At 70.9% G+C, this 17,107-nt stretch carries 14 protein-coding genes; 1 reads left to right on the plus strand and 13 read right to left on the minus strand.

What is annotated here, in order from left to right; genetic code table 11:
• Positions 1 to 12: 12 nt before the first annotated feature.
• From ACQP2O_RS33090 to ACQP2O_RS33150, 13 genes are all read right to left on the minus strand, one after another.
• Entirely contained in the window at positions 13 to 1,461 is a 1,449-nt protein-coding gene (locus ACQP2O_RS33090) for a sulfatase-like hydrolase/transferase (RefSeq protein ID WP_433171942.1), read from the minus strand.
• Complete coding sequence (locus tag ACQP2O_RS33095; protein WP_433171944.1) at positions 1,458 to 2,981, minus strand: sulfatase family protein; 1,524 nt, start codon at positions 2,979 to 2,981, stop codon at positions 1,458 to 1,460. The genes ACQP2O_RS33090 and ACQP2O_RS33095 overlap by 4 nt, the downstream gene beginning before the upstream one ends.
• On the minus strand, positions 2,978 to 5,464 hold the full coding sequence (locus ACQP2O_RS33100; protein WP_433171946.1) for a beta-glucosidase family protein: 2,487 nt from the start codon (positions 5,462 to 5,464) through the stop codon (positions 2,978 to 2,980). The genes ACQP2O_RS33095 and ACQP2O_RS33100 overlap by 4 nt, the downstream gene beginning before the upstream one ends.
• Before the next feature lie 23 nt (positions 5,465 to 5,487).
• Positions 5,488 to 7,089, minus strand: a complete 1,602-nt coding sequence (locus ACQP2O_RS33105) for an arylsulfatase (protein WP_433171948.1) — start codon at positions 7,087 to 7,089, stop codon at positions 5,488 to 5,490.
• Positions 7,086 to 9,068, minus strand: a complete 1,983-nt coding sequence (locus ACQP2O_RS33110; RefSeq protein WP_433171950.1) for a dipeptide ABC transporter ATP-binding protein — start codon at positions 9,066 to 9,068, stop codon at positions 7,086 to 7,088. The genes ACQP2O_RS33105 and ACQP2O_RS33110 overlap by 4 nt, the downstream gene beginning before the upstream one ends.
• Complete coding sequence (locus tag ACQP2O_RS33115; RefSeq protein ID WP_433171952.1) at positions 9,065 to 9,931, minus strand: ABC transporter permease; 867 nt, start codon at positions 9,929 to 9,931, stop codon at positions 9,065 to 9,067. The genes ACQP2O_RS33110 and ACQP2O_RS33115 overlap by 4 nt, the downstream gene beginning before the upstream one ends.
• Positions 9,928 to 10,884 (minus strand): ABC transporter permease, encoded by a 957-nt coding sequence (locus tag ACQP2O_RS33120; protein WP_433171954.1) that lies wholly within the window; start codon positions 10,882 to 10,884, stop codon positions 9,928 to 9,930. The genes ACQP2O_RS33115 and ACQP2O_RS33120 overlap by 4 nt, the downstream gene beginning before the upstream one ends.
• 2 nt (positions 10,885 to 10,886) lie before the next feature.
• A complete protein-coding gene (locus ACQP2O_RS33125) occupies positions 10,887 to 12,443 on the minus strand; it encodes an ABC transporter substrate-binding protein (protein ID WP_433171956.1) in 1,557 nt (518 codons plus the stop codon).
• A 113-nt stretch (positions 12,444 to 12,556) separates the two neighbouring features.
• Positions 12,557 to 13,183 carry a TetR family transcriptional regulator gene (locus ACQP2O_RS33130; protein ID WP_433171958.1) on the minus strand — a complete coding sequence of 209 codons (627 nt, stop codon included), beginning with the start codon at positions 13,181 to 13,183 and terminating at the stop codon, positions 12,557 to 12,559.
• Between the two features lie 91 nt (positions 13,184 to 13,274).
• Positions 13,275 to 13,739: a helix-turn-helix transcriptional regulator gene (locus ACQP2O_RS33135; RefSeq protein ID WP_433171960.1), complete on the minus strand. Its 465-nt coding sequence runs from the start codon at positions 13,737 to 13,739 to the stop codon at positions 13,275 to 13,277.
• A 115-nt stretch (positions 13,740 to 13,854) separates the two neighbouring features.
• Positions 13,855 to 14,538: a nitroreductase gene (locus tag ACQP2O_RS33140; protein ID WP_433171962.1), complete on the minus strand. Its 684-nt coding sequence runs from the start codon at positions 14,536 to 14,538 to the stop codon at positions 13,855 to 13,857.
• A 121-nt stretch (positions 14,539 to 14,659) separates the two neighbouring features.
• On the minus strand, positions 14,660 to 14,944 hold the full coding sequence (locus ACQP2O_RS33145) for a MarR family winged helix-turn-helix transcriptional regulator (RefSeq protein ID WP_433171964.1): 285 nt from the start codon (positions 14,942 to 14,944) through the stop codon (positions 14,660 to 14,662).
• Between the two features lie 25 nt (positions 14,945 to 14,969).
• Entirely contained in the window at positions 14,970 to 16,361 is a 1,392-nt protein-coding gene (locus ACQP2O_RS33150) for a carboxypeptidase regulatory-like domain-containing protein (RefSeq protein WP_433171965.1), read from the minus strand.
• A 106-nt stretch (positions 16,362 to 16,467) separates the two neighbouring features.
• On the opposite strand from ACQP2O_RS33150, the gene ACQP2O_RS33155 reads away from it, so the two are divergent.
• Positions 16,468 to 17,070 carry a TetR/AcrR family transcriptional regulator gene (locus ACQP2O_RS33155; RefSeq protein ID WP_433171967.1) on the plus strand — a complete coding sequence of 201 codons (603 nt, stop codon included), beginning with the start codon at positions 16,468 to 16,470 and terminating at the stop codon, positions 17,068 to 17,070.
• The last annotated feature ends 37 nt before the right edge of the window (positions 17,071 to 17,107 follow it).

The following is a 17,107-nucleotide window of genomic DNA, read 5'->3' on the forward strand; positions in this document are numbered from 1 at the left end:
GGACACTAGCCGTCATCGTTCCGCCCCAGGCGTGGGCAGGTCGACCTTCGGCCGGCGAGGGTCCGGGGCGAACGGCACGACGTCGGCCGTCTCGATGAGCCGACGCAGCAGCTCGCCCCGCATCCGCTCCTCGACCTGCGCGAACTCCGGCCGGCCGGCGAGGTTGATCCGCTCGTCCGGGTCGGCGATCCGGTCGTAGAGCTCCGGCGGGTCGTACAGCCGGTGAACGTACGTCCACGAGCGGTCCCGGACGGCGGTCGCCTTGCCGACGAGCCGCGGCTCCGCGTGCTGCAGGTCGCCCTTGCGGTCGTACGGGAAGCCGGGTCGCTCCAGCTGTGCCTCCTCGTCGAGCGTGAAGCCGCCCTCGGTGAAGGCGTACTCGCGGTGCGGCACGCCCTCGCCGCGCAACCGGGGAACGAGGCTCCGGCCGAAGTGCCGGTGCGTGTCGTCGGGCACCTCGCACAGGTCGAGCAGGGTCGGGAACACGTCGATCAGCTCGACCATGTCCTCGACCACCTCGCCGGCGGGGATCCCCGGCCCGGCCAGGATCAGCGGATCCCGGGTGATGTTCGCGCTCATCGAGGTCGGCCACTTCTCGACGAGGCCGTAGTCGCCGAGGTATTCACCGTGGTCGGCGAAGAAGGCGGTGATCGTGTCGTCGGCGTGCCCGGCCCGCTCGACCGCGTCCAGGACGCGGCCGAGGTGGGCGTCCATCCGGGACACCATGCCGTAGTACGTCGCGGTGATCTCCCGCCAGTGCTCCGGCGTCGCGCGTTCGAGGCCGTAGGCGTCGCGTAGGGGCTGGTGGAAGCACGGCTCGGAGCCGTCGGCGGGGGGCACCGGATCCGGCATCGCGTCGCGGTCGTACATCGAGAACCAGGGCTCCGCCGCCTTGAACGGCACGTGCGGCGCGAGCAGCGGAACGAACAGCAGCCACGGCTCCCGTGGGGCGCCGGCCAGCCAGGCCTCGGCGGTCCGGATCGCGGCCTCGTCGAAGTCGACGGCCTCCTCGACCCGCCCGGCATAGAAGGTGCGCGCGGCGAGGTCGTTCTCGTACTCGATGTCCTTGGCCCAGCGCATGCCGGTCGGCTCGACGGAAAAGCCGTACTCGTCGACGCTGGCCTCGGTCCCGCCCGGCGCGAAGGTGTCGCCGCGCTCCCCCACCCAGGTGACGTGGTAACCGTTGTCCCGGAAGGACTTGAGGAAGTTCGGCTCGTCCGCGCGCAGCAGGTTGGTGAGCGTGCGGTGGCCGGACACGTGCGGGTACCAGCCGGTGAGGAACGACGCGCGGCTCGGCGAGCAGACCGGATGCTGCACGAACGCGTTGGTGCAGCGGGCGCCGCGGGCGGCGAGGCGGTCGATGTTCGGCGTCCGGACGTGCGGGTTGCCGAAGGCGCCCACCGCGTCGGCCCGCAGCTGGTCGGGCACGAAGACGACGACGTTCGGCCGGCCGGCGCTCATTTCGCCTTCTTCCGGTCGGGCACCCGCAGGGTCGGGAGCGGCGCCTGCGCGTGCCAGGAGACGTCGACGGCACCGTTGTCCGGGTGCAGACGCGCCTCGAGGTCGTCGGCGAGTTCGGCCCGGCCGGTGGCCCGCAGGTGCGCGGCGTACTCGTCCGGCTTGGCGTAGAGCGTCGGCCCGGCCTGCAGCGAGATCTGCATCGGGTCCGGCAGCGCGCCCGGTGTCGCGGCGTACCGGTGCCACCATTCGAGCAGGTGGGAGCGCATCCGCGCGAGCAACTCCGGTTCCTTGTCGACGAGGTTGTGTTCGAGGTGCGGGTCGCCGGTCACGTCGAACAGCGACTCCCATTCGGCGCGGAGCGAGCCGGGGTGGTAGGTGCGGATGTAGAGGTGGTCGCGGGTCCGCACCGACCGCTGGAAGGTGTGCGCGCCATGGCCGAGCACGAGGTACTCGCGCTGCTCGGGCCGCTCGCCGCGCAATGCCGCGGCGAACGACCGGCCCTGCCACTTCTCCGGAACCGGGATGCCGAGCAGCTCGCAGATCGTCGGCGCGTAGTCGATGTTGTACAGCAGCGATTCGTCGCTGCCGCCGTCGGTGACGCCCGGCCAGTGGACGATCATCGGCAGCCGGTGCACCGGTTCGCTCGCGAAGGCGTGCTCACCGTACGAGCCGAGCTCGCCGAACGCCTCCCCGTGGTCGGCGCTGACGACGATCGCGGTCTCCTCGGTCAGGCCCATCGACTCAAGGGCCGCCAGCAGCCGGCCGAAGTGGTGGTCCCAGTACAGGATCGCGCCGTCGTAGCCGTTGATCAGATGCTCGAAGTCGGCACGGGTGCGGATCTCGTCCGGCATGTTGTGCGGCACCTGCGAGGACCGCGGGCCGCCCACGTAGTGCAGGTCCAGGGCGGTGCGGGGGCCGTAGACCTCGGCGTGGCGGTCGATGGCCTCCTGGTCCGGCCAGTCCGGCGCGGGGCCGCTGCGGGCGGCGCGCTCCGTCCACTCGGGCGCCTGCAGGTAGTCGGTGTGCGGATCCCAGTACGTGATGTGCAGGTAGAAGTCGTCGTCGCGGTGCCGGGAGATCCAGTCCACCGCGGTGTCGGTGATGAGCTCGGCGGGTTCGTCGCCGATGTCCGGGGTGGCCTGGATGTTCTCGCGGAAGTTCCCCTGGAAGAAGTACGCGCGATGCCGCTCGGCGAACGACGACACCGCCGCCGTGAGGTAGCCGGCCCGCGTCAGCACCTGGCCGAGCAGCGGGCGGCCGGGCTCGGGCCGGTGTCCGGAGTCGAGCCGGAACCGCGCGGCCTCGCCCGCGTGGCCGACGACGCCGCTGGTGATGCCGAACTGCCCGCACGTCAACGCCGTGCGCGAGGGCAGGCACGGTGAGTCGGAGCAGTAGTAGCGGTCGAACCGGACGCTACGCTCGGCCAGGGCGGCGAGGTTCGGCGTGATCGGACGCCGGTAGCCGTACGGCTCGGTGTGGTCGGGACGCAGGGTGTCGACGTCCACATAGATGATCTTCACTTCGCCTCCACCTTTCCCGTCAGCGGCAGATCCGTGCTCGAGGCCCCGGCATGCACCAGGAACGCGCCGGGCTCGTACCGCCACGCGCCGTCCCAGTGCGCCAGCGCACGCGCGCCGACCTCGACGTTCACCTCCACGGTCTCCCCCGCCTCGGCCCGTACCACGGCGAACCCCGCGAGCCAGCGCACCGGCCGGTCGATCTCGGTCTCCGGCCGGGAGAGGTAGACCTGCACCACCTGCCTCCCGGTGCGGGCCCCGGTGTTGGTGACCCGCACGGTCACCGGCAGCGGCCCGCCCGCGTCGACCGACTCGGGCACCACGAGATCGTCGAAGCGCCAGGTCGTGTAGCCCAGGCCGTGGCCGAAGGGATACGCGGGCTCGCGGCCGGCCCGCAGCCAGCCGCGGTGGCCGACGTGCACGCCCTCGGCGTAGTCGAGCGCGCCGTCCACGGGACGGGTGGACAGCACGGGCACGTCGGCCTCATCGGCGGGCCAGGTGGTGGGCAGCCGGCCGCCGGGTTCGGCGACGCCGAGGAGGACGTCCGCGAGCGCGTGCCCGAAGTCCTGCCCGGGGAACCAGGTGAGCAGGATCGCCGCGACCTCGTCCCGCCACGGCATCAGCACCGGAGCGCCCGCGTTGACCACCACCACGGTCCGCGGGTTGGCGGCGGCGACCGCGCGTACGAGCTCGTCCTGGCGACCGGGCAGCGCCAGGGAGGTACGGTCGACGCCTTCGCTCTCGACCCGGGCGGTGGTGCCCACGACCACCACCGCGACCTCGGCCGTACGCGCGGCCTCGGCGGCCCGGGCGATCTCGGCGTCCTCATCGTCCGCCCGTACCTCGAGGCCGAACGACAGCGACACCGACGAGGTACGGCCACCGGCGCGCGAGGTCAGATCGTGCACGACGCGGAGCAGGACCGGCCGGTCCGCCGTGAGGTGCACGGGCGCCGACGTCGACGGCGGGGCGAACAGTCCCGCCCCGAGGATCGCGTCCGGGTCGGTCAGGTCGGCCTCCAGCGCGACGGCATCGTCGACGAAGACGGTGCTGCGGCCCACGGAGGCGACGCCGATGTGCGTGCGCCCGGTCGTCTCCGGCCGGTACCGCGTACTGAGCTCCAGCGTGACTGCGGGTTTTCCCCGACCAACCGACCCCGACCGACCTGCGAGTTCGTCCCGACCAACCGACCCCGACCGACCTCCCGGCTCTGGACCGCCGCCGAACCAGAGCAGGTCGGTTGAGAGACGGTCCTCGGCGGCGACCTCGTTGCCGTCCGCGTCGAGGAACCGGGCTCGTACGCCGGGCTCGCCGGTGACCGGGTTGGTCAGTGTGTGCAGGGGCAGCGGCAGCGGGCCGTCGGTGATGACCGCGCCCCCCTCGTACCGGATCTCGGTCGCGGGCAGCGCCTCCCGCAGGCCTTGCAGCGGCGGCACGAGCGCGAGCGGCACCACCCGGGCGCTGCCGCCGCCCTGAGTGCGCGCGACCTCGGCCGCCTGCCCGATCACCGCGATCGACCGCGGGCCTGCCGAAGGCCAGGGAAGTTCGTCCCGGTTGCGCACCAGCACCATGCCGGCCGCGGCGGCCTCTCGCGCGAACCCGCCGTCCGGGGGCGGTGTCGTTGGGGCGACGGTCTCTTCGCCCAGCGCACCGACCTTGGCGGCCAGCCACAGGATGCGGCGTACCTTCTCGTCGATGACCGCCTCCGGCACGCGGCCGGCTCGTACCGCCTCGACCAGGGCGGCGCCCCACGGGCCGTCCGGGCCGGGCATCACCAGGTCCTGTCCGGCGAGCGCGCTGGCCTCCGTGCTGTGCACGGCCGTCCAGTCCGAGACCACCGGGCCGGCGAAACCCCACTCGGCCGACAGCGGGTCGCGCAGCAGGTCGTTCTCGCTCATCGTGGCGCCGTTGACCGAGTTGTAGGCCGACATGACGGCCCAGGCCCCGCCTTCGCGTACGGCCATCTCGAACGGCGCGAGGTAGACCTCGCGGAGTGTGCGCTCGTCCGCGCGTACGTCGGCGGTGTACCGGTCGGTCTCGGACTCGTTGGCCACGAAGTGCTTGGGCACCGCGGCGACGCCGTGCCGCTGCACACCGCGCACGAACCCGACGGCCAGCGCGCCGGACAGCAGCGGGTCCTCGGAGAAGCACTCGAAGTGCCGGCCGCCGAGCGGGCTGCGGTGCAGGTTGATCGTGGGCCCGAGCACGGCGTGCACGCCCTTGGCGCGCGCCTGTGCCGCCAGTACCGCGCCGTACCGCTCCGCGAAGGCGACGTCCCAGGTGGCCGCCATCGCCGAGGCCGACGGCAGGTTCAACGACGGGTCGCGTTCGTCCCAGTGCTCACCGCGTACCCCGGACGGGCCGTCGGACATGAGCATCGAGCGGAGCCCCACCGACGGCTCGGCGTGTGTGCCCCAGAAGGTCCCCCCGGTGAGCAGCCTTACCTTCTGTTCCAGATCGAGCTCGGCGACAAGGGCGTCCAGCATCGAGTTCCTTTCCGTAGTGAGTGTCAGACGCGGGCGGCGATGCCCCAGCGCGCGAGCTCGAGGATCCGTTCCCGTGGCACGACTCCGCAGCGATGCGACCACTCGGCCCACGCGAAGGCGAGCTCGCGCACCAGGTCCGGGTGGTCGGCGGCGAGGTCGGCGCCTTCGACCGGGTCCGCGTCGAGGTCGTACAGCTCCCAGTCGCCGGGGTATTCGCGGACGAGCTTCCATCTCCCGCGGCGTACGGCGGCGTTGCCGATGTGCTCGTAGAACTGGCACCGCTCCCCCGGATCCGGCGTACCGCGCCAGGAGCCGAGCATGCCGTGCCCCTCCAGCGGGAGGGGGGACCGGCCGGGGAACGACTCGGGGTAGGAGGCTCCGGTCACCTCGAGCACCGTCGGCATGAAGTCGGGCAGGTAGTGCGGCGTGTGGACGATCTCGCCCGCGCGCTCGCCGAGGCCGCGCGGCCAGTGCGCGATGAACGGGTCGGCGATGCCTCCTTCGTGCGCCCACCGCTTGAACATGCGGAACGGCGTGTTCGAGACGTTCGCCCAGCCCCGCCCGTACATCATGTAGACGTCCTCGCCGCCCGGCATGCGGTCCGGCCGGCTTCCCACGTAGATCTCGCGGCCGTCGCTGGTCGCGGCGGGCACGGCCTTGAACCCGCGCGCGGCGTACTCGCTGCCGAGCCCGACCGGGAACTCCTCGGCGCAGCCGCCGTTGTCGGACAGGAAGACCAGCAGGGTGTTCTCCAGCCTTCCGGAGGCGCGCAGCGACTCGACGATCCGGCCGATCCCGCGGTCCATGCACTCGACCTGCGCGGCGTAGACCTCCATCCGCCGCTGCTCCCACTCGGGATGCTCGACGTCCTCCCACGCCGGGACCTCCGGGTCCCGCGGGCTCGGCGCGACGTGCTCGGGGAGGATCCCCAGTCCTCGCATTGTCGCCACGCGGCGCGCCCGGACCACGTCCCAGCCGTCGCGGTACCGGCCGGCACAGCGCCGGATGTCGCTCTCCCGCGCTTGCAGGGGAAAGTGCGGCGCGGTGTAGGCCACGTAGCAGAACAGCGACCGATCCTGCGGCGTCGTCCGGACGAAATCGACCGCGGCGTCGGTGATGGCGTCGGTGTAGTAGAAGTCCGGGTCGGTGCGCGCCTCTTTCGAGACGTCCTCCTCGCCCCGGGTCAGCCGGAACGGCGCGAAGTAGTTTCCGCCCCCGCCGGGAGTGCCGTAGAAGCGCTGGAACCCCCTCCGGGTGGGCCATGCGTGCGACGGTTCGTCCATCGAGTGGGCGAGGTGCCACTTGCCGCTCATGCACGTGGCGTATCCGGCCGCCCCGAGTACCTCGGCCAGGGTCAGGCACCGGTCGTTGAGGCTTCCCGGGTAGCCGCCCGGCCCGTCGTCGCCGTTCAGCACGCCGATCCCGGTCTGGTGCGGGTGCAGGCCCGTCAGCAGTGAGGCCCGCGACGGGCTGCACCGGGCGGTCGTCGTGAAGTGGGTCATGCGCACGCCGTCGCGGGCGAGCGCGTCGAGGTTGGGCGTCTCGATCTCGCCGCCGTAGCACCCGAGGTCGGAGTAGCCGAGGTCGTCGGCGAGGATCAGCACGATGTCCGGTCGATCGGTCATCCGGCCAGGGCTCCTTCCGCGAGAAGCTTCTTGTGCATTTCGCCCGGAAAGTGGCAAGCCGCCCCGTGCCGGTCGTCCGCGCCGGGCGGCAGCTCCGGCGCCTTCTCCACGCAGATCGTGCGGTCTGGGTGCGCCAGCGGGCCGATCGGGCAGCGCGTCCGGAACCGGCAGCCCGAGGGAGGGTTCTTCGGGCTGGGCAGGTCGCCGGTGAGCACGATCCTCTCCCTGGACGCCTCCACCGAGGGAGTGGACGACAGCAGGGACACCGTGTACGGATGCAGCGGCTCGCGGTACAGCCGCTCGGCCGGCCCGGTCTCCACGATCTTGCCGAGGTACATCACCGCGACCCGGTCGCTGATGTTGCGCACCACCGCCAGGTCGTGCGCGATGAAGAGGTAGCCCAGGCCGAGCCGGTCGCGCAGGTCGGCCAGCAGGTTCATGATCTGCGCCTGGATCGAGACGTCCAGGGCCGAGACCGGCTCGTCGAGGATCAGGCCGGCTGGCTCGACCGCGAGCGCCCGGGCGACGGCGATGCGCTGCCGCTGACCGCCGGAGAAGGCGTGCGGGAACCGGTCGAGGTGCCGTTCGGCCAGCCCGACCAGCTCCAGCAGCTTCACCGACTGCTCCCGGCGCTCGGCGGGCGGCACGCCGCGCACCTCCAGGGCCTCGTCGAGCACCTGCCGGACGGTGCGGCGGGGGTTGAGGGACGCGTAGGGGTCTTGGAACACGTACTGCAGGGCGCGATGGGAGGCCGCGCCCGGATCCTGACCCTGGATCTTGATGGTGCCGGCGGCGCGCCGGTTGATGCCCACCGCGGTCCGGGCGAGGGTGGACTTCCCGCATCCGGACTCCCCCACCAGGCCGACCGTCTCGCCGGCGCGGACCCGCAGGCTCACGCCGTCGACGGCGTACACCGCGCTGCGTCGGCCACCGACGTTCACGCGCAGGCCGTCGATCTCCAGGACCGGCGGCCGCTCGGCGGCGGTGACCCGCTCGGGCACGTCCGCGGGCTCGGCCGCGGCCTGACTCTCGGTTACGGGGAACCAGCACGCGGCCGAGCGCCCGCCGTCCAGCGACGTGAGGGTGGGCCGTTCGGTACGGCAGGTGTCCTCGGCGCGGGCGCAGCGCGGGTGGAAGGCGCAGCCCGGCGGCAGCGTCGCCGGGTCCGGCGGCTGCCCCGGGATCGCGAACAGGCGTCGCCCGGCGACGTCGTCCAGCCGGGGCATCGCCCGCAGCAGGTCCCGCGTGTACGGGTGGGCCGGCGCGGCGAACACGTCGGCGACCGTCCCGGTCTCGACGATCCGGCCGCCGTACATCACCGCGAGCTCGTCGCACAGCTCGGCGACCACGCCCATGTCGTGGGTGATCAGCAGCACCGCGACCCCGATCCGGTCGCGCAGCTCGGCCAGCAGCCGCAGGATCTGCGCCTGGACCGTGACGTCCAGCGCCGTGGTGGGCTCGTCGGCGACGAGCAGCGCCGGCTCGTGGGCCAGCGCCATCGCGATGACCACCCGCTGCCGCATGCCGCCGGAGAACTGGTGCGGGTGCTCCCCGGCCCGGCGCTCGGCGTCGGGGATGCCGACGAGGTCGAGGAGTTCCACCGCGCGCTCCCGGGCTCTCCTGCGCGGTGTGCCGTGCACGATGAGCGCCTCGGCGACCTGGGCGCCGACGGTGGCGACCGGGTTCAGCGACGCATGCGGATCCTGGAACGCCATCGCGATCCGCTGACCCCGGATCGACCGCATCTCGCGCTCGCGCAGGCTGAGCAGATCCCGTCCCTCGAACCGCACCGTCCCGCCGGTGATCCGGCCGGGCTCCGGCACCATCCGCATGATCGAGCGGGCCGTGACGGACTTGCCGGAACCGGACTCGCCGACCAGGGCGACGATCCGGCCCCGGTCCACCCGCAGCGACACCCCGTCCACGGCGACGGTCGATCCGAACTGGACCCGCAGGTCGTTGACTTCCAACACGGTCATTTCCGCGTCACCGCCTCGTTGAGGGCATCGGAGAGCAGGCTGAACGACAGGGCCAGCAGAATGAGGACCAGGGTCGGCCCGAGCACGTACATCGGCGCCAGCGACAGGAACCGAACCCCGGTGTTGAGCAGCATGCCGAGCGAGGGCTGCGGCGGCTGGATGCCGAGGCCGACGATCGACAGCCCGGTCTCCAGGAAGACCGCGGTCACCATCGAGATCGCGGCGTGCACGATGATCGCGTCGATGGAGTTCGGCAGGATGTGCCGGACCAGCACCTTCCGCCGCGAGATCCCGAGCACCCGCGCGGCCTGCACGTACTCGCGGCGTTCCTGCGCCAGCATCGCCGCCCGTGCCAGGCGCCCGAACCCGGGCAGGCCGTAGATCACGATGGTGACCAGCAGGGCCCAGATGCCCGGCTGCATGATCAGCACGATCACGATGCCGAGGATCAGGCTGGGGAACCCGATAATGATGTCGAAGACCCGCTGCATGAACAGCCCGGCCGCCCGGGACACGGCGCCGAGGACGCCGAGCATGGTGCCCAGCACCATGCTGACCGGCACCCCGATGAACAGCAGCACGAGGTCGGAGCGGAGGCCGTACAGGGTTCGGGTGAACACGTCGCGGCCGAGTTCGTCCGTGCCGAACGGGTGTCGCCACGACGGGGACAGGAAGGTGTCGGAGGACTGCTGGTCGTAGCCGTTCGAGAACAGCGGGATGAGCAGGGCCGCCAGCACGAGCAGGGCCAGCAGGCTCAGCGCGAACGCGCCCCGCGGCCTGCGCACCGCGGCGAGGTAGCGCCGCCAGCCCTCCCGTACCGTCTTCTGGGCGACCGGTGGTGCCGCCTGAATGGTCGTCGTCATGCGGTCGCCCCTTCCAACCGGATGCGGGGATCGAGCACGGACAGCGCGATCTCGGTGAGCAGTTGGAAGATCACCGCGATGGCCACCGCGAACAGGATCATCGCCTGCAGCACCAGGTAGTCGCGCTGGTTGACGCTGGTCACGGCCAGTGCGCCGAGGCCGCTGCGGGCGAAGATGGCCTCGATGACGATGGCTCCGCCGAGCAGCTCGCCGATCCGCATCCCGAGGCTCACCAGCGCGCTCGCCATGGAGTTGCGGAGTACGTGCCGAATCGTCACCCGGGTGGGCGAGGCACCCTTGGCGATCGCGGTCTGCACGAACTCCTCCGACCGCGACTGCCACATCGCGCTCTGCAGCAGCCGGGCGATCTGCGCGGCCTGCGGCAGGGCCAGCGCGAAGGCGGGCAGCAACAGGTACTGCACGCCGATCTCCGGATCGGTGAACATCGACACCTCGCCGCTGACCGGCAGTACGGTCCAGGCCACGCCGAGGAGCAGGACGAGAAGCAGGCCGGTGAGGAACGGCGGCACCGCGAGCAGTACGGAACACGCGACGTCGAGCACGCTCTTGGCGAAGCGGCGCCGGGCCGAGCCCGCGGCCACGCCGAGCGCCATGCCGATCACGACCATGAACACCGCCGCCAGCACGGCGAGCTGGACGGTGCTGCCCAGCCGGCTGCCCATGAGCTCGGTCACCGGCCTGCCGGTGGCGTACGACCGGCCGAAGTCACCGGTGAAGATGCCGCCCATCCAGTGGAAGTACTGCTCGACGAGCGGCCGGTTGAGGCCGAGGTCCCGGCGGATGGCGGCGATGTCGGCCGCACTGGCGTCGGGACCGGCGGCGGCCACCGCCGGGTCCCCCGGGGCCAGCCGGGGAAGGACGAACGCGAGGATCGACGTGGCGAACAGCACCAGCAGGGCCGAAGGGAGCCGGCGCACCAGGAATCTACTCATGATCACACCAGGTAAGTGCTGTCGAGGAGGAAGCTGCCCACGACGTCGAACCGGAGCCCCCGGACGCGCTGGGACTGCACACTGATCGAGTTCGACATGCCGAGCGAGTGGATGAACGCCTGGTCCTGCATGTAGGCGGCCAGCCGTCGCACCACCGCCGGGCGGTCGGCGGCCGAGGCGGTGAGCGCGGCGTTGACCGCGGCGCCGTACTCGGGCGTGGTGAAGTGGGACGGGTTGTGCCCTGGGGTGAGCATCGGGCTGGAGCTGACGATGGTGGCCGCCGACATGTCCGCCATGCCGATGCTGTTCAGGTACGCCTGCCCCAGCGCCCCCTTGACCAGGCGACTGCTGAAGTCCACGTTCTCGTACACCTTGGTCGCCACCCGCAGGCCCACCGCCTCCAGGTCGTAGCGGACGATCTGCGCCGTGCTCATCACCCCCAGGGTGTTGATCACGTCGATGGTCACCTGCGTCCCCGCCACCCCGGCCTGGCGGAGCATCGCCTTCGCGCGGGCCGGGTCGTAGCGGTACACGCCGGCCTGCGCGGCGTCCCAGCCCGGCTCCTTGCGGCTCCACCACAGGCTGCTCGTGTCGCCGTAGCCGGCGAAGACCTGCTTGACGATGCGCTCGCGGTCGATCGCGTAGGCGACCGCCCGCCGGACCTGCGGGTCGTTGAACGGCGGGGTCGAGGTGTTCAGGCCGAAGACGTACGCGAGCGAGATCCCTCGGTTGACGTGGAACCGCTCGTCCTTCGACAGCCCTCTGGCGTCCAGCGGCGTGATGCCGAACACGACGTGCGCACGCCCGCCGCGCACCGCGGTCACCAGCGCCGTCGGGTCCGTGAACACCGGCTGCTCGACGCGGTCGAGGTACGGCCGCCCGGGCACCCGGTACGCGGGGTTGCGCACCAGCGTGAGCTGCGACCCCGGCGTCCACGACCTCCACACGAACGGACCGGTGCCGATCATCGCCCGGCCGCTCGCGATGCCCGCCGCGCTCTCGCTGTCCAAGATCATCGCGTACTGGAAGAGGTCGAACAGGTTGGCGGCCGGCCGCTTCAGCCGCAGCCGCACCGTGTGGGGGTCCGGCGCGCTCATATCGTCGATGAGCAGAGCGATCGGCTTGACCTGCGACTGCGCCGCCGGCTGCGTGGTCCGGCGCAGGGAGAAGATCACGTCCTGCGCGGTCATCGGCCGTCCGGAGTGGAACCGTACGTCGTCCCGCAGGTGCAGGGTGACGGTACGGCCGCCGTCGGCGAGTTCCCACGAACGGGCCAGCATCGGCTGTGGCACGCCCGCGGCGTCGTACGACGTCAGCGGCTCGAACACGAGTCCGCGCCAGGCGATGCTGATGGGTCCCTGCGACTGCACGGCTGCGGGTTTGGCGTCGATGTTCACGCCCATGACGAGTGTGCCGCCGCGCCGGGGACCGCCGCCCACGGCACCGCGAGCCTCATCTACCGCCAGCCGGCATCCGGCGACACCGGCCGCGCCGAGCCCGGCCATGCCGAGCAGCGCGGCCCGCCGGGACAGTTCCCGGCCTGTCGAGCCGAACTCCATGAGTGGCCCTGCCTTCCTGCGCCGTCGCCGACGCCACATCCGCCCACGTCAGGTGGGTGCGTGGAAGTGTAGGCAGAGAAAACCAATCAAGTGAATAGTTTGTTACCGCTTCGTTACTTTTGCGGCTCCGGTGCCAGTCCGCGCAGGTAGTCCTCCAGGAAGTCCGCGAACGCCGTCCTCATGTCCACCGCGTCCGGGTCGTGCAGCCACTGGATCTGCAGGCCGTCCATCGCCGCGATGAGCACCGAGGCCGCGGCCGGCAGGTCGACGTCGGCCCGGATCTCCCCGGCGTCGCGGGCGTCCCGCAGACGGCTCGCGACGCGTTCGCGAATCGTGGTGTACCGCTGGAGGAAGTACGGTCGCGCCGGATGCCCGGCGCCCACCGACTCCCCCGCCAGCACCGTGTACAGCCGGACCAGTTCGACCTGGCGGGCGTTCAGCTCGACCAGGTCGATCAGGTACCGGACCGCGTTCAGGCCGTCATGGCGCCCGAACCGCTCATTGAACGCCTCCTGCTCCTCGTCCCGTAGCCGCAACACCTCTTCCAGCAGTTCGTCCTTTGACGAGAAGTGGTGCAGCAGGCCGGCCTGGCTCAGCCCGACCATCTCCGCGATCTCCCGCATCGACGTGGCTCGGAAGCCCTGCTCGGCGAACGCGTTGAGCGCGGCGAGGAGGATCTCCCGGCGACGAGCACGGCCCTTCGCATACCCCCGGGACGTCGAGGACGCATTCGATGACATACGAAGAAAGGTAGCCAACGGTCACCCGTACGACGGCCGGGCGCGTGGCCGCGTGGGTGAGGCACAGGCCGTCGCGATCTGCTCCTGAAGGTCAGGCCGACTGCAGCTCGGCGAGCGGCGCTTCCCGATTCCTGACCGGCCGGGTCACCTGCTTGGCCACACACGACGGAAGCCCCACCATCGCCTCCGCCGCCTGCCGCCGGTACACACTGGGCGGCACCCCCATCAACTCGGTGAAACGCGTACTGAACGTCCCCAGCGAAGAGCAGCCGACCGCGAAACACACCTCGGTGACGCTCAGGTCCCCACGACGCAGCAACGCCTTCGCGCGCTCGATACGCCGCGTCATCAAGTACGAATACGGCGACTCACCGTAGGCGAGCCGGAACTGACGGCTGAGATGCCCGGCCGACATGTGCACGCCCCGGGCCAGGGTCTCGACGTCCAGCGGCTGCGCGTACTCCCGGTCGATCCGATCACGGACGCGGCGCAACCGCGCGAGATCGCTCAACCGCTGCGCCGCGGTGAGCGCGCGGCCCCACGAAGGATGACACATGAGAGAAGTCCTTCCGTCGATGCCCTGCCGACCAGGCTAGGAACGGCCCGCGACCCGCGCTTCTCGATTCCTGACCGGTCCGGTCGCCTGAGGCGACGTGCGGTGATCGGCTGTGCTAACCGTCGACGAACGTGACCGTCTCGGCGAGCGGCGCCCGGCCCGTACGGACGTAACCCACCGTGACATCCTCGAACCCGATCGACATGCCACAGAAGAGGACGAGCCCGTCGGGAGGTGAGAGGACTTCCGCGACGGTCTTGCGATACACCGACCACGCCATCTGGGGGCAGCTGTGCAGCCCTTCGGCGCGGAACAGCAGCATGACGGTTTGTAGATACATGCCGACGTCGGCCCATTGGGGCCGGCCCATGTCGCGGTCGATGTAGCAGAACAGGGCGGCGGGTGCGCCGAAACAGTCCCAGTTCGCGGAGGCCGCCCTCTGGCGCGCCTCCCAGTCTTCGCGTGCGATACCGAGTGCGCTGTAGCGCTCCTGGCCGAAGGCGGATCGGCGCTCGCGGTACGGAGACTTCAGTTCGGGCGGGTACATCTCGTACTCCCGCTCGTCCCAGGGGTCACCTGCGACCACACGCGCGCCGGCGCGTTTCTTGAGCTCGGCCAGCGGCCCACCGGTCAGCACGTAGGCGTGCCATGGCTGGAGGTTCGATCCGGACGGCGACCAGGCCGCGGCGGACAGCACGCGCTCCAGCACCTCTCTCGGGACATGCCGGTCGGTGAATCCGCGCACCGCTCGTCGACTCGTTACCGCCTCATAGACATTCAACATCGCCTGCCTACCCATCAGCCCAACCTGTCTTGGCCCATCTCCGTTACGTTCGCGGCAGTTTCATTCGATACCATCTGCGGAGTATAAGATCCACCTGCGGCGCGTCCAGTTCACGTCGACCGGCTCACGCCCGCGCTTACGCCTCACCGCCTGCAGGATAAACAAGCCGGGTCAGCAGGTCCGTCAGCTGCTCGGGCTCGCCGGGCCCCATCTGGGCGACCAGGCGCTCGGCCAGCGGCTCCGCCGCCACGTGGGCCGCATCGAAAAGCTCGATGCCCCGAGGCGCGATCTCCACTGCCCGCACCCGCCGGTCCCCCGGAACGGCCTTGCGCACGGCCAGCCCGCTACGCTCCAGATCGTCCACGACCCGCATGATTCCCGCCTTGTCCGACCCCGTCGCCTCCACCAGGTCCCGCTGCACCGTGGGCCCGCATGGTCGTGGTCGCTCAGTGGCTGCTCGCGTGTCCCGGAACCGCCGGCCGGTGAGGCATCAGGACGAAGTCCTGGTTCACCGGCGGTGTTTCCGTGCTGAGCAGCAGCCGCGTGGCGACCGGCTCGCGGCCGGGGGCACCGGCGACGACGACGGCGAAACCATCGTGGAAGCCCGTGGCCGCGTACTCGCCGTGACGGTCCGTACGGGTATGGACGAGTTGGCGGCCGTGCGGGTCGGTGACCGTGATCGTGACGCCCGGCAGTGGTTCTCCGGCAGGACCGCCGACCCTCCCGGTCAGCATCGGCGGCTGCTCGCCGAAATGGTGCTGGTGCGGAGGGAGGGCGACCGGCTCGGGGAGCTCCACACTGGGATCCTCCGCGGGGGGCACGGAGACGTATTCCGTCACGCCGGCTCGCGCCTCGCGCACGAGCCGGCGTAGGTGCTTGACGTACCCGAGCACGATGAGAGCGGCACCGAGCGCGACCCACGCGCAGAGCACCGCGGTGGGCCGGCCCAGTTGCCGTTCGCCCAAATAATCGACGTTGCGCAGGGCATCGGCGGCGTTGCCCATCGGCAGGACGGGGTGGAGAAAGCGGAAGAAGCCCGGGAGTAGGTCGACCGGAACGGTGCCACCGCTGGAGGGCACGCTGAGCATGATGAACAGCGTGACGGAGGCCCCTGGGAAGAGCGGGCCGAGAAAGGACACGAGTCCGTAGGAGGTCAGCGATACGGACTGCGTCAGCAGGAACAGGTACACCAGGGAGAGCGGATGCCGCGGGATCGCATCCATCCCGTAAGCGCCGGTGAGGTAACACGCGAGGGCGGCGACGGCACCGCCTCCGACCAGCGTGGCCACGTGCGCTCGACGGCCGAAGCCCACCGCGCGCTGCATGGTGACCACCAGGAAGTAGGCGGGGAGAGTGCAGGCCATCAGCAGGTAGAACGGGCTGGTGCCCAGGGTGTCTCCCGGCCTGGTCGGGACCAGCTCGTGGAAGTCGAGGGTGGCGCCGGCGCTCTGGGCCGCAGAGGTGAAGACCTGGCGAACCATCGTTTCCAAGGCGACGCCGTCCGCCTTGGCGCCGTACAGCTGCGCATGGTGCGGAGCCGGCGCGAATGCCGCCACCGCGTCGTTGTTCAGGACGGCGGAGCGCGCCTCGGCCGCGGAGTCGACCGACCGCAGGGTGAAGCCGCCCGGGACCGCGGTGTCGAGTCGTTGCTGCAGCTGCGCCGTCGCGGCCGGCGGAGCGGCGACCGCGATCTTGATGTGGTGCGGCGTCGGGTGATGGAAGGCCGGCAGAAAAGCGCCGAGCAGCCCGGCCAGGAAGATCGCGGGTAGCCAGATCCCCATCACGAGTGTCCGCACGATCTCGCCAGGGCGTGTCGTCTTCGCATGCGCAGATGCCATACGGCGCAGCCTACGCGAATCTTGCACCAGTGCAATACTGCACCCGTGCATCATTCTTGGCGTGAGTACGCTGGCCGTCGCCGGTCGCGAGAGGATATGAATCAACATGCAGGGCGCAGATCAGGGACTACGTGAACGCAAGAAGGTCGAGACTCGCGAGGCCCTGCGCGCCGCCGCGATCCGCCTCTTCCTGGAACGTGGCCCCTCCGCGGTCACGGTGAACGACATCTGTGAAGCCGCCCTGGTCTCCCGCCGGACCTTCTTCAACTACTTCGAGAGCAAGGAGGCGGCGGTCTTCGCCTGGGACCAGCGCCTCAGCGACGAGTTCGCGTCGAGACTCGCCGCACGGCCATCGCATGAACCACCGCTCACCGCCCTGCGCCGGGCGATGGACGGCGTCCTGCCCAGCTTCGCCGCACAGACCGGCTGGCCCGCGCGCAAGAAGCTGTTCAGCGCGTGTCCCGAACTGAGGACGAAGATCATGGACGCGGTCTTCCGCCTTGAGACCAGGCTCGTCGATGTCCTCACCGATCGCCTCGGGTGCCCGGCGGGCAGCCTCTATCCGCGACTGCTCGCGGCGGCAACCGGGTCGGCCTTCCGCGCGGCCTTCACCACCTGGTCACCGGAAACGGGGATCAAGGGCCTGCAACTACTCATCGACCAGGCGTTCGACCACCTCGCCGCCGGCCTCACCGTTCCCGCCTCCTGACCGCTGCGCTCGCTGGACGCCGCCTTCTCACACAGGC

Source organism: Actinoallomurus sp. CA-150999 (assembly GCF_050942425.1).
GTDB lineage: Bacteria > Actinomycetota > Actinomycetes > Streptosporangiales > Streptosporangiaceae > Actinoallomurus.

Excerpts from the sequence above, each read along its gene's own strand:
- ACQP2O_RS33110 (WP_433171950.1), bottom strand. The coding sequence starts at position 9,068 with ATGACCGTGTTGGAAGTCAACGACCTGCGGGTCCAGTTCGGATCGACC.
- ACQP2O_RS33130 (WP_433171958.1), bottom strand. The coding sequence starts at position 13,183 with ATGTCATCGAATGCGTCCTCGACGTCCCGGGGGTATGCGAAGGGCCGT.
- ACQP2O_RS33125 (WP_433171956.1), bottom strand. The coding sequence starts at position 12,443 with ATGGAGTTCGGCTCGACAGGCCGGGAACTGTCCCGGCGGGCCGCGCTG.
- ACQP2O_RS33140 (WP_433171962.1), bottom strand. The coding sequence starts at position 14,538 with ATGGGTAGGCAGGCGATGTTGAATGTCTATGAGGCGGTAACGAGTCGA.
- ACQP2O_RS33135 (WP_433171960.1), bottom strand. The coding sequence starts at position 13,739 with ATGTGTCATCCTTCGTGGGGCCGCGCGCTCACCGCGGCGCAGCGGTTG.
- ACQP2O_RS33105 (WP_433171948.1), bottom strand. The coding sequence starts at position 7,089 with ATGACCGATCGACCGGACATCGTGCTGATCCTCGCCGACGACCTCGGC.
- ACQP2O_RS33120 (WP_433171954.1), bottom strand. The coding sequence starts at position 10,884 with ATGAGTAGATTCCTGGTGCGCCGGCTCCCTTCGGCCCTGCTGGTGCTG.
- ACQP2O_RS33090 (WP_433171942.1), bottom strand. The coding sequence starts at position 1,461 with ATGAGCGCCGGCCGGCCGAACGTCGTCGTCTTCGTGCCCGACCAGCTG.
- ACQP2O_RS33115 (WP_433171952.1), bottom strand. The coding sequence starts at position 9,931 with ATGACGACGACCATTCAGGCGGCACCACCGGTCGCCCAGAAGACGGTA.
- ACQP2O_RS33150 (WP_433171965.1), bottom strand. The coding sequence starts at position 16,361 with ATGGCATCTGCGCATGCGAAGACGACACGCCCTGGCGAGATCGTGCGG.
- ACQP2O_RS33100 (WP_433171946.1), bottom strand. The coding sequence starts at position 5,464 with ATGCTGGACGCCCTTGTCGCCGAGCTCGATCTGGAACAGAAGGTAAGG.
- ACQP2O_RS33155 (WP_433171967.1), top strand. The coding sequence starts at position 16,468 with ATGCAGGGCGCAGATCAGGGACTACGTGAACGCAAGAAGGTCGAGACT.